Raw genomic sequence first — 11,818 nt, 5'->3', positions numbered from 1 at the left:
TGGTTTCAACCGTCCGCACATTTTATGAACATTTTAACAGGTTGCTGCATACACTTGAGAACACCGAAGGACCTCGCGGTCCTCGGGGGATTGATGCGGGAGGTCGAGATATGTCATATGAAATCGTAGAATCCATGCTGGCCCGACGGGGTGTACGGATTGATGCTATCGCAGCAATTGTATACCGTCTGCAAAAAGGGTACCACCCCGAACTGACCTTGGACGACTGTGTAACCAGCGTGAAATCCGTTCTGCAGAAACGAGAGGTGCAATATACGCTCTATACGGGTATTGCTCTCGACGAACTTGCGGAGAAACGACTCTTGCCCCAACCGTTACAAGCTATTATGGAAGCGGATGAATCCCTGTATGGAGTGGACGAGACTCTGGCCCTCGGCATTACTCATGTGTATGGTATGATCGGTTTAACCAGCTTTGGTTATCTGGATAAAGAAAAAATAGGTGTAATTCATGATTTGAACGAACACACAACAGCCATTCATGTCTTTTTGGATGATCTGGTCGCAGGGGTGGCCGCTGCGGCTTCTGCCCGGATTGCACACAAAAATATTAAAGCCAAAAAATACCCCTCAGACCTTTAACCCCCTGTATTTCCATGCTTGTCTGCTATAGTCAATCTAATGACTCATGTGAAGGTCTTCAAGGGCGGCTGACGCTGCCCTGATAAGCTTGCGGCTGCTTATGGAAAAGGTATGAACAAGAAGATTTCGTCAACCATATGAGTTATTTGTGGGGGACAAATGTCCCTCATGATCCCAAATTCTCCCCAAAGGTCCCGAACCCTTTCTTGCAGAAAAAAAGTGAGGTATGTTATCATTAGTCCAATATACGGGCTCTGAACATTAGCTTAGGGGGCGGACAAGGCATGTGGACGGTGATTTACATTGCACCGACAGCAAAGGTTGCGGACAAGATCAAGACCAAGCTTTCGGAAGAAGGTTTTCTGGTACAGACCCGTCCCATCAGTTTATCCAAGCAACAATTTGAGATTCGCGTCCCTTCTGGGGAATTGGAAGAGGTCCAGGAAGTGTTGAATTCCATTCTGCATTCCTGATTTGTTCGACATCGACGTGCCTTGGCGATGAAGAAGTACCATCGGTACATAAGGGACTAATCGCGTAAGCGGAGAGAGGAATCGACTTGCATGTATTGTATGCTGCTGTCCTTCCTTCTTTTTTTGTTAGGACAAGGACCGACCAGGTTGCTCCCGGAGACCCTACCAAGATAGATTCAAACATCGGCGCAACAATCTTTCGGTTATTGCAGGTAACATCAATCGTGCTGACAGAAGCCGCTGATCCTTGCCCTGTACCGGCGGATTTTTTTGTTGTGAATGCTGGACAAGGCCCATGGCAGCGTGTGGGTCGTAAGCGGTTTACCGTAGCACGCGGATGAAGCTGCCACAAGCAGCGCTCTGCAGGTTGCGGCCATCAAATCAACGGCTGGAGAGGTGTAGTTGTGTTCAAAGATATATTCCAGAAGAAACGGAAGTACGCTACCATACCTTCCGAGCGTGCACTTCCCGGCGAAGGCCAGGAAGTCCTAGAACGCCCAAAACGTGAAATACCTGAAGGGCTTATGAACAAGTGCAGCAAATGCGGCACCATTCAATATAGCAAGGAATTGGAGAAAAATCTGAAAGTATGTCCTGCCTGCGGTTACCATATGCGTCTTAATGCTATGGAGCGCATTGCTATGGTACTTGATGATCAAGGATTTGTTGAGTTTGACGCTGATATGATATCGGTTGATCCACTTGGCTTTCCCGGATATAGCAACAAATTGGAACAACAGCGTCTGAAATCGGGTCTGAAGGAAGCGGTAATTACAGGAGAAGGAACCATTGAGGGTCTGCCTGTAGTTGTGGCTGTCATGAGCTTTGATTTCTTCACAGGCAGCATGGGTTCTGTTGTAGGGGAGAAAATTACCCGTGCCATTGAGCATGCAACAGAGAAACAGTTGCCATTGATTATCTTCTCTACATCAGGTGGTGCCCGGATGCAAGAGAGTATTCTCAGCCTTATGCAAATGGCCAAAACAAGCGCAGCTTTATCGCGTTTGGATGAACAGGGTGGGCTGTATATTTCGGTCATTACGGACCCAACGACAGGTGGAGTCTCGGCAAGTTTTGCGAGCTTGGGCGATATTAATATTGCCGAACCTGGCGCTGTATTTGGTTTTGCCGGCAGAATCGTTATCGAACAGACCATCCGTCAGAAGTTACCTGATGATTTCCAGACGGCTGAATTTAATATGCAACACGGTCAGTTGGACATGGTTGTCCACCGGAAAGAGCTTCGGGCCACTCTTGGCAAGCTTCTGGATATGCATAGTGAAAAAGGAGGGGTCTAAATGGCGGGTGAGTTGCCATATGAAGCGCCTCTGGTTGAGATGCGCAAAAAGATTGATGAACTCGTACAGTTTGGACAGGAAAAAGGGATCGACTTCACGGACGAGATTGCCCGCCTGGAAGAACGTTACCATAGACTTGAAGAAGAGATCTACACTGGCATAACAGCAGCTCAGAAAATGCATCTGGCCCGGCATCAGCAACGCCCAACGGCGCTGGATCTGATCCAGCTGATATTTACGGACTTCATTGAGCTGCATGGTGACCGCATGTTCGGAGACGATCTTGCGGTTGTTGGCGGACTTGCCAAGTTGAATGGAAAGACAGTAACGGTAATCGGACAACAGCGGGGGAAAGACACAAAGGATAATATCGCCCGCTTTTTCGGCAGCGCTCATCCGGAAGGTTTCCGAAAAGGACTTCGTCTGATGAAACAAGCGAACAAATTTGGCCGTCCTATTATTACGTTTATTGATACTAAAGGGGCGTATCCGGGTAATACTGCAGAAGAGAGAGGTCAATCGGAAGCGATTGCTCGCAACCTGATGGAAATGGCGAAGCTTACGGTTCCTGTTATTGTTGTGGTCATCGGCGAAGGTGGAAGCGGCGGTGCCCTCGCTATGGCTGTGGGTAATCGTGTGTTGATGCTGGAACATGCGATCTATTCTGCAATCTCTCCGAACGGCGCTGCTTCGATTCTCTGGAAGGATGCATCCAAGGCAGATCAGGCGGCTGAAGCAATGAAAATAACAGCCAAAGACCTGCTGGAGATGGAAGTCATTGAAGAGATTGTCCCTGAGCCACGCGGCGGTGCTCATCGGGATTATGAAGCGTCTGCTGCTTTCATCAGTGAAGCTTTGGTCCGTCATCTCGACGAGATGAAGGGTTGGAGCGGGGATCAGCTGAAACAGGATCGTTATGAGAAATTTCGTAAAATTGGATCGGTCACGTTTGAACCTCAAGCATCTACTGAAGCTCCTCAAGAGCTTGTAGAAGTCGATGTAGCGAGTAATTTGTCGGGAAATGCTGAATAATGTGACGAATTTCCTATACAAATGAGCAAAAGTATAGTAAATTTAATAGTTGGAAAAAGAAAAATAGATAAAGAGTAATACCTTTAAAATCGGAGGAAACCCAAAATGCGTAAAACGAAAATTGTATGTACCATTGGTCCATCCAGTGAATCTCTGGAGAACACCAAAAAATTGATTATGGCCGGTATGAATGTGGCCCGTCTGAACTTCTCCCACGGTGATTTCGATGAGCACGGCGGACGGATCATTGCGATACGCCAAGCATGCGAAGAGTTGAACAAAACAGTAGCGATCCTGCTGGACACCAAAGGACCGGAAATTCGGACAGGTAAACTCGAAGTTGAACCGATCGAATTGGTTCAAGACGAGTACATCACTTTGACAACAGAAGAAATTCTGGGAACCAAAGAACGTCTTTCCATTACGTATACAGATCTTCCGAATGATGTTGAACCGGGATCTACAATTCTGATCGACGACGGTCTGATCGGACTGACCGTGGTGGAAGTGCAAGGCACCGAGATCAAATGCCGTATCGTTAACGGCGGATCGATCAAAAGCAAAAAAGGTGTTAACGTTCCGGGCGTTGCCATTTCTCTGCCGGGTATCACCGAAAAAGACGCTAACGATATCGTATTTGGTATCGAACAAGGTGTCGATTTCATCGCGGCTTCTTTTGTACGTAAAGCAAGTGACGTACTTGAGATTCGTGAATTGCTTGAAAAACACAATGCTGGACATATCCAAATCATCTCCAAAATCGAAAACCAACAAGGTGTCGATAACCTCGACGAAATTCTTGAAGTGTCTGACGGCCTGATGGTTGCTCGTGGAGACCTGGGTGTTGAGATTCCTGCGGAAGAAGTACCCTTGGTACAAAAACGCATGATCGAAAAATGTAACGTTGCAGGTAAACCGGTTATCACAGCTACACAAATGCTGGATTCCATGCAACGTAACCCGCGTCCAACACGTGCGGAAGCAAGTGACGTGGCGAATGCAATCTTCGATGGTACGGACGCAATCATGTTGTCTGGTGAGACAGCTGCGGGTAAATACCCGGTTGAATCTGTTCTGACCATGTCCCGTATTGCTGAAAAAGCAGAATCTGCTCTGCCTTACCAAGAGCTGTATCTGAAACAACGTGTTGCTCAACAAACAACGGTTACAGAAGCAATCAGCCAATCGGTTGCCCTCTCAGCTCAAGATTTGAACGCAAAAGCGATCATCACTTCAACTGAATCAGGACACACTGCACGCATGATTTCCAAGTATCGTCCAGAATCTCCAATCATCGCTGTGACTACGGAAGACAGAACTTCCCGTCGTTTGGCTCTGGCTTGGGGTGTAACTCCTGTCAAAGGAAGACTGGTTGATTCCACGGATGCTTTGTTCGAAAACGCAATTGAAGGCGGTGTAAAATCCGGACTTGTTAAAGAAGGAGACCTGGTTGTGATCACAGCAGGTGTACCTTTGGGTCGTTCCGGTTCTACCAACCTGATTAAAGTAAGCCAAATTCCTAACAACGCTTAATAGCGTCTTGGATGGAGAAGCAACAGGAAAGAAGCAATGGGGCGTTATTGTCCCGTTGCTTTTTTTCCATCTTATTGACACTTTACAACGATGTAACACGTATGAATGATAGAACGAAGGAGGCCGATAACGTGCGAGAACAGAGCAATGGTAACTGGTATGCGGCACGTCTTCGTGTACGCTATCAAGAAAGTGACCAGATGGGCGTGGTCTACCACGCGAACTATTTGAATTGGTTTGAGATCGGTCGAACTGAGATGATTCGCCAAATGGGGTATACATATCGTAAAATGGAGGAACAGGGGTTACTGCTTCCCGTAACCGGATTGGATGTGAAGTATCACAAGCCTGCCCGATATGATGATGAAATTATCATTTTTACCCGTATTGCTGCATTTAGTGGTCTGCGACTGAATTATGAGTATGACGTAAGACGCATGTCTGAAGAACCTCATGAGCATATGGCGATTGGAGATCGGGTATGGTCAACTGATGAATCACTCCCCGGAGAACGGCTAGTTACAGGTTCTACCCAGCATGTATGGGTGAATGGAGACTGGAAGCCAGTTCGGCTGGATAAGGCAGCCTCTGAGCTATACAGCGCGCTTGAAAAGGTGTGGCTTTCGGGAAAGGGGTAATACGTCAATGCGAAAATGGATGTGGGCTTTACTCTTAATCATTCCGGTGATTGAATTATTTGGTTTTATTCTGATAAGTGACTGGATCGGAGCCGGAAAGACATTGCTTCTCATGATTCTCACGTCCTTGATTGGTATAGCAATGTTGCAGTTTGAAGGGCGAAAAGTACTTGTGGACGCCAAATCCGAGATGGAGCGCGGCAAGGTACCTGGAAGAAAAATGGTCGATGGTCTTTTTATTTTTGTCGGTGGTTTCTTGCTCTTGATTCCAGGTTTTGTAACGGATCTGATCGGGTTTACACTGATATTTCCATTAACACGTCCGGTTTACCGTCTGTTCTTCCTGGGATGGCTGGAGAAAAAAATGAAAAGTGGCAAAATTACGTTTTATCGTCGTCCGAAATGAAACACCAGTTGTTATGCATAATGGAAAAGGCTCCGCTCAACAGATAATTTCTGTTGAACGAAGCCTTTTTATTTTTCCTGTGTGCTCATAAGATGATGCCTCATCGGACACGTCCGTTGATGATGTACGTTCTGAGGTCGCGTAATACGTTAGCCCGATTGAACGCATCGAGAATCACGAGACTGACAGGGCCAATAATCAAGCCCAGAACACCGAACAACTTCAAACCTACAAACATGCCAACGAGCGTGGCGAGTGGGTCGAGCCCTACACTACTTGCAAGTACCTTTGGTTCAATAATCTGACGGGCGATCAGTAAGATCAGATAGATAATACTAATGCCAATACCCAGATACAGATCCCCATTCATAAAGAGGTATGCAGCCCAAGGCACCATGACAAGGCCAACACCCAGATAAGGAAGCAGATCGACCAAACCAATCATCAGAGCGATGGTGAAGGCTGAATTGACTTGCAATATAAGTAGCCCAATCATGACGAATAGTGCTGTAATCGAGATCATGATCAATTGTGCTCTTGCGTATCCGAACAGTGCCTTCTTAAGGTCAGTCCATATGTCGGATATCGGCTTGCGAATGGAAGAGGGTACCCATCCCGATACGGTGATGTTGTGCCTGGTCCAACTTTTGCTAATAAAGAACGTAGACAACAACACAACGATTAATACCGCGCCCATGTTCGGCAGGGAGGTCAGGAGACTCAGAATCATATTGAAAAATCCAGTGACCAGATCGGTCACGGCTGTACCTACCGTTTCGGTTGTTTTACTAATATTGCTATTAATGGTTTCCTGGTAGTTGGGATTTTCCTTGTAAAATTCATTGATCTGCGCAGTCAAACTTTGAATGGTGTCATTCTGGGTCCAGCGTACGAACGTGTCCTTAATCTCATCAACATGAAGATCAAAGCTTGTCGTAAGTGAAATGACTTCTTTTACAATGCGGGTAATCGCCGCAGACAACACCACTGCAATGGCTCCAAAATAAAGGATCAATGAAAGAGTCACAGCCAGCCAGCGGGGGAATCGTGTCCGATGCTGAAGCAGTTTCACTAATGGATTCATAGCATAGGCGATAATCCAGGCAATCGCAAAAGGATACAGAAGCGGGAACAGCAAGTATATGGCAATAACGATCAGAATGGTCGCGATGATAACCCATAAGCCGCGGAGCAGGCGTTTCATTATTATTCTATCCAAGCATCAACTCTCCTTATTTCAATTAAGCCGACCTATGTATGATCCATAAAGTAGTATTAGAAATAGATGGCTATCTTAATTAATATAGAGCATTTACAAGGTTTTGAAACGCAGGGATGTTACCAGAGCTGATTCAAAAGCGGACTTTTGAACTAACTCTACCGGGTTCATTCTTTTGCCTAGAGTATGCCTTAGTATTACAGAATATAGCAATAGAAAGTTCTTCATACGCCAGGTTTGATTAAAAAACATTAAATGTCAACCTTGTTTTTGTAAAGGCTTTCAAAAATGCTTTATCGGTCCGATAAAGAAGTTTGATGTGCGAATGAACTCTCATCATGTTCACATAAACGACAAAATCCAGTATGATGTTATAAGTAAATACCGATTGACAGATAGGAAAACCGTATTTTGAAATATTTGTTAATTTTAAAATGAAAATGTTTACAAAAGAGAATAGGTGCATTTTAGCACTTATATGGCACTCTGGAATGGTTCCTGATTTCGCTTATTAAAGGAGAGATGTAATATGACAGCTACCAAAGGTCTGGAAGGCATCGTTGCAACAACCTCTTCGATCAGTTCTATTGTAGACGGTGTGCTCACATACCGTGGTTACGATATCGACGACTTGGCTGAACATGCCAGCTTTGAAGAAGTTGCCTATTTGTTGTGGTTTGGTAAATTGCCAACAACGGATGAATTGAAATCCCTTCGTAAAAGCCTGAGCGATTACGCGCCGATTCCGAGCGAGTTGATTGCACAAATCCAATTGTATCCGAAAAACGTCAGTACCATGGCAGCACTTCGTTCGGCTGTCTCTGCACTTGCACTGTACGACGAGCAAGCGGATGAGATGACAACGGAAGCGAATGAGAACAAAGCGGTTAAGTTGCAAGCACAGTTGCCAACGATTGTGGCAGCCATCGCCCGTATCCGTCAGGGCAAAGAACCTGTGGCTCCAAAAGAAGGCGCTTCCATCGCAGAAAACTTTTTATATATGATGACTGGTGAAGAACCATCCGAGACAGCAGTGAAAGCATTGGATCAAGCCCTTGTCCTGCATGCGGATCACGAGTTAAACGCGTCAACATTTGCAGCCCGTGTAACGGTTGCGACGCTATCGGATATCTATTCCGGTGTAACTTCCGCCATTGGCGCACTGAAGGGACCACTGCATGGCGGTGCTAACGAAGCCGTTATGAAAATGTTGAATGAGATCGGTACACCTGATCGTCTTGAAGCGGCAATTCAGGAAAAACTGAATAATCGTGAAAAGATCATGGGCTTTGGACATCGGGTGTACAAAAACGGTGATCCACGCGCCAAACATTTACAGAAGATGTCCAAGGAACTTGGCGAGATGAACAATGATACGCGCTTGTATGATATGTCTGTGAAGATCGAGGAACTGGTAACAGGACAAAAAGGATTGAAGCCTAACGTAGACTTCTATTCTGCTTCTGTATATACCCAACTGGAGATCGAACAGGAATTGTTCACGCCGATCTTTGCGATCAGCCGGGTGTCTGGATGGACTGCGCATATTTTGGAACAGCTTGCGGACAATCGCATTATTCGTCCACGTGCGGAGTACACTGGCCCTACAGATCAGAAATACGTTTCTATTGAACTTCGCTAATAGCCGCAAAAACAGTATAATAATAAGGACGAGGTGGAGGGTTGGAAAGCAGAGGCTTTACTGGCTCAAGCTCTCAGGACCCTTCTCTCAACAAGACTAGTGGTATGATGAATACTGCATATACAAAACCTAGGAGGAATTTTAACTATGAAATTAGAAAAATTTGCTCACCCAACTGAAGGCGAAAAAATCCAAATTGATAACGGTACACTTCAGGTACCTAGTAATCCAATCATTCCATTTATCGAAGGTGACGGTACAGGCCGTGATATCTGGAAAGCTTCCAAACGTGTATTGGATGCAGCTGTTGAAAAAGCTTATGATGGCAACAAAAAAATCGCATGGTATGAAGTGTTTGCTGGACAAAAAGCATTCGATACATACGGTGAGTGGTTGCCGAATGATACACTGGAAGCTATTCGTGAGTATATCGTAGCGATCAAAGGACCATTGACTACGCCAATCGGTGGCGGTATTCGTTCCCTGAACGTAGCCCTGCGTCAAGAGCTTGACCTGTACACTTGCTTGCGTCCTGTTCGTTATTTCGACGGTGTACCTTCTCCGGTTAAACGTCCTGAGCTGGTAGACATGGTCATTTTCCGTGAGAATACGGAAGATATCTATGCAGGAATCGAGTATGCTGAAGGTTCTGAAGAAGTGAAGAAAGTGATCCAGTTCCTGCAACAGGAGATGGGTGCTAACAAAATCCGTTTCCCTGAGACTTCCGGTATTGGTATCAAACCCGTTTCTTCCGAAGGTTCGAAACGTTTGGTACGTGCAGCAGTACAGTACGCAATTGACCATAACCGTAAGACGGTTACATTGGTACACAAAGGTAATATCATGAAATTTACCGAAGGTGCCTTCAAAAACTGGGGATACGAAGTGGCTGAAGAAGAGTTCGCTGACAAAGTATTCACTTGGGCACAATACGACGTCATCAAAGAAAACGAAGGTACAGATGCAGCGAATGCAGCACAAAAAGCTGCTGAAGATGCTGGTAAAATCATCGTAAAAGATGCGATTGCCGATATCGCTCTGCAACAAGTATTGACTCGTCCAGGCGAGTTTGATGTAATCGCAACCCTGAACCTGAACGGTGACTATCTGTCCGATGCACTTGCAGCGCAAGTTGGCGGAATTGGTATCGCTCCTGGAGCGAACATCAACTACGTAACAGGACATGCTATCTTCGAAGCAACTCACGGTACTGCACCTAAATACGCGGACAAAGATGTCGTGAACCCTGGTTCCGTTATTCTGTCCGGAGTAATGTTGCTTGAGCACTTGGGATGGCAAGAAGCAGCTAACCTGATCTACAAAGGTATGGAAACATCCATTAACAATAAAACAGTAACGTATGACTTTGCACGTCTGATGGACGGCGCTACTGAAGTGAAATGTTCTGAATTCGCGGATCAAATCATTAAAAACCTGTAAGGGGAGATGTGAATCTTGACTATTCAGCGCAAAAAAATCACAGTAGTCGGCGCCGGTTTTACCGGTGCTACGACCGCATTAATGCTTGCCCAAAAAGAACTCGGGGATGTTGTGCTGGTTGATATTCCTCAACTGGAGAACCCGACGAAGGGGAAAGCTCTCGATATGATGGAAGCGAGTCCTGTTCAAGGATTTGACAGTCATATCGTCGGTACTTCCAACTACGAAGATACTGCAGGTTCTGAGATTGTAATCATCACGGCTGGTATCGCCCGTAAACCGGGTATGAGCCGCGACGATCTGGTCAATACGAATGCGGGTATCGTGAAGTCCGTTTGTGAAAATGTGAAAAAATATTGCCCTGATTCCATCGTCATTATTCTAAGCAACCCGGTGGATGCGATGACTTATGCTGCTTATCAGACCCTTGGTTTTCCTAAAAACCGTGTTATCGGTCAGTCAGGTGTTCTGGATACAGCACGTTATTGTACCTTCATTGCGCAAGAGTTGAATGTATCTGTTGAAGATGTTCGTGGATTCGTTCTTGGCGGCCACGGAGACGATATGGTACCCCTCGTTCGTTATTCGAGCGTGGGAGGCATTCCGATCGATACGCTGATTCCGGCTGACCGGATCGAATCCATCGTGCAGCGCACACGCGTAGGCGGTGGTGAGATTGTGAATCTGCTTGGTAACGGTAGTGCATATTACGCACCGGCAGCTTCACTCGTTCAGATGACCGAAGCGATTTTGAAGGACAAGAAACGTATCATTCCAGTGATCGCTTATCTTGAAGGTGAATATGGCTATAATGATCTGTTCCTCGGTGTACCAACCATTCTGGGTGGAAACGGCATTGAGAAAATATTCGAACTTGACCTGACAACGGAAGAAAAAGCAGGATTGGATAAATCTGCTGATTCGGTTCGAAACGTCATTTCGGTAGTTAACCTGTAAGTTTGAAAACTTTTTGAACAGAAGCTAAAAGAAAACCTCCGGTAAACTCGGAGGTTTTCTTTTCTTTGGATAAGTTCCCCAGTATAATGGGATGTGATGTATAGCACACCGAAAATGTTGAGGAGGATGAAAATTTTGACAATGATTATGTATCTGCTCCATATTGTTGGAGCACTGGCGATGGGATTCTATTTGATTCTGCCATTTGTGGTCGGTAAAATTCGTACCTTGAATGCTGCAGCACAAGAGGGAGCCTTTGCATCGCTGCGTTCTTTGAACAAAGTCGCGCAGTATGGACTTGTAATCCAACTTCTTACTGGTGGTTACCTGATGACCAAAGGTGAATATTCTCATGTCTGGATGGCTGTTGTTGTTGTTCTGCTCTTGGCTATTGCGGCTATTGGAGGAATTATGGGGAAACCGCTGCGACTCGCTGCTGAAGGTGTGAAAAACAAACGTGATGTGGGTCCTGAGCAAAGCAAGATCCGTATGTTCAGTACACTTCTGGCTGTATTCTTGCTAATCATGGTGTACCTGATGGTGAATAATCAGGTGATCTAAGCGCGTTGTGGACGGTT

12 protein-coding genes are annotated in these 11,818 nt (G+C 45.8%); 11 read left to right on the top strand and 1 reads right to left on the bottom strand.

The annotated features are described in order from the left end of the window. Window positions 1–110 precede the first annotated feature (110 nt). From J7E78_RS13800 to J7E78_RS13770, 7 genes are all read left to right on the top strand, one after another. Window positions 111–602 carry a phosphatidylglycerophosphatase A family protein gene (locus J7E78_RS13800; protein WP_215076780.1) on the top strand — a complete coding sequence of 164 codons (492 nt, stop codon included), beginning with the start codon at window positions 111–113 and terminating at the stop codon, window positions 600–602. Between the two features lie 284 nt (window positions 603–886). Next, on the top strand, window positions 887–1,075 hold the full coding sequence (locus J7E78_RS13795; protein ID WP_017689496.1) for a hypothetical protein: 189 nt from the start codon (window positions 887–889) through the stop codon (window positions 1,073–1,075). Between the two features lie 404 nt (window positions 1,076–1,479). Beyond that, on the top strand, window positions 1,480–2,373 hold the full coding sequence (gene accD / locus J7E78_RS13790) for an acetyl-CoA carboxylase, carboxyltransferase subunit beta (RefSeq protein ID WP_215076778.1): 894 nt from the start codon (window positions 1,480–1,482) through the stop codon (window positions 2,371–2,373). Further along, the gene (locus J7E78_RS13785) at window positions 2,374–3,405 is read left to right on the top strand and encodes an acetyl-CoA carboxylase carboxyltransferase subunit alpha (protein WP_215076777.1); all 1,032 of its coding nucleotides are present in this window, start codon (window positions 2,374–2,376) and stop codon (window positions 3,403–3,405) included. Window positions 3,406–3,510: 105 nt separating this feature from the next. Then, window positions 3,511–4,938: a pyruvate kinase gene (pyk, locus tag J7E78_RS13780; protein ID WP_062833547.1), complete on the top strand. Its 1,428-nt coding sequence runs from the start codon at window positions 3,511–3,513 to the stop codon at window positions 4,936–4,938. 131 nt (window positions 4,939–5,069) lie between these two features. After that, window positions 5,070–5,576 carry an acyl-CoA thioesterase gene (locus J7E78_RS13775; RefSeq protein WP_311517316.1) on the top strand — a complete coding sequence of 169 codons (507 nt, stop codon included), beginning with the start codon at window positions 5,070–5,072 and terminating at the stop codon, window positions 5,574–5,576. Window positions 5,577–5,583: 7 nt separating this feature from the next. Continuing rightward, a complete protein-coding gene (locus tag J7E78_RS13770; RefSeq protein WP_215076774.1) occupies window positions 5,584–5,982 on the top strand; it encodes an FxsA family protein in 399 nt (132 codons plus the stop codon). A gap of 100 nt (window positions 5,983–6,082) precedes the next feature. Here the strand turns inward: J7E78_RS13770 and ytvI are convergent, their stop codons facing one another. Beyond that, window positions 6,083–7,201, bottom strand: coding sequence for a sporulation integral membrane protein YtvI (gene ytvI, locus J7E78_RS13765; protein WP_215076773.1), 1,119 nt, complete (start codon window positions 7,199–7,201; stop codon window positions 6,083–6,085). Window positions 7,202–7,730: 529 nt separating this feature from the next. Here ytvI and citZ point away from each other — a divergent pair. The 4 genes from citZ (at window position 7,731) to J7E78_RS13745 (ending at window position 11,801) form a co-directional block, all read left to right on the top strand. Then, window positions 7,731–8,843, top strand: coding sequence for a citrate synthase (gene citZ / locus J7E78_RS13760; protein WP_215076772.1), 1,113 nt, complete (start codon window positions 7,731–7,733; stop codon window positions 8,841–8,843). A 147-nt stretch (window positions 8,844–8,990) separates the two neighbouring features. Further along, complete coding sequence (icd, locus tag J7E78_RS13755; RefSeq protein WP_215076770.1) at window positions 8,991–10,283, top strand: NADP-dependent isocitrate dehydrogenase; 1,293 nt, start codon at window positions 8,991–8,993, stop codon at window positions 10,281–10,283. A gap of 15 nt (window positions 10,284–10,298) precedes the next feature. Continuing rightward, the gene (gene mdh, locus J7E78_RS13750) at window positions 10,299–11,240 is read left to right on the top strand and encodes a malate dehydrogenase (protein WP_215076768.1); all 942 of its coding nucleotides are present in this window, start codon (window positions 10,299–10,301) and stop codon (window positions 11,238–11,240) included. A gap of 135 nt (window positions 11,241–11,375) precedes the next feature. Beyond that, window positions 11,376–11,801, top strand: coding sequence for a hypothetical protein (locus J7E78_RS13745; RefSeq protein WP_017689485.1), 426 nt, complete (start codon window positions 11,376–11,378; stop codon window positions 11,799–11,801). Window positions 11,802–11,818 lie beyond the last annotated feature (17 nt).

The sequence above is a fragment of the Paenibacillus polymyxa genome (genome assembly GCF_018614975.1).
Classification (GTDB): domain Bacteria; phylum Bacillota; class Bacilli; order Paenibacillales; family Paenibacillaceae; genus Paenibacillus; species Paenibacillus polymyxa_E.
This window is presented reverse-complemented; position numbering and strand designations above follow the sequence as displayed.

Excerpts from the sequence above, each read along its gene's own strand:
- J7E78_RS13800 (WP_215076780.1), top strand. The coding sequence starts at position 111 with ATGTCATATGAAATCGTAGAATCCATGCTGGCCCGACGGGGTGTACGG.
- J7E78_RS13795 (WP_017689496.1), top strand. The coding sequence starts at position 887 with ATGTGGACGGTGATTTACATTGCACCGACAGCAAAGGTTGCGGACAAG.
- J7E78_RS13785 (WP_215076777.1), top strand. The coding sequence starts at position 2,374 with ATGGCGGGTGAGTTGCCATATGAAGCGCCTCTGGTTGAGATGCGCAAA.
- pyk (WP_062833547.1), top strand. The coding sequence starts at position 3,511 with ATGCGTAAAACGAAAATTGTATGTACCATTGGTCCATCCAGTGAATCT.
- J7E78_RS13770 (WP_215076774.1), top strand. The coding sequence starts at position 5,584 with ATGCGAAAATGGATGTGGGCTTTACTCTTAATCATTCCGGTGATTGAA.
- citZ (WP_215076772.1), top strand. The coding sequence starts at position 7,731 with ATGACAGCTACCAAAGGTCTGGAAGGCATCGTTGCAACAACCTCTTCG.
- icd (WP_215076770.1), top strand. The coding sequence starts at position 8,991 with ATGAAATTAGAAAAATTTGCTCACCCAACTGAAGGCGAAAAAATCCAA.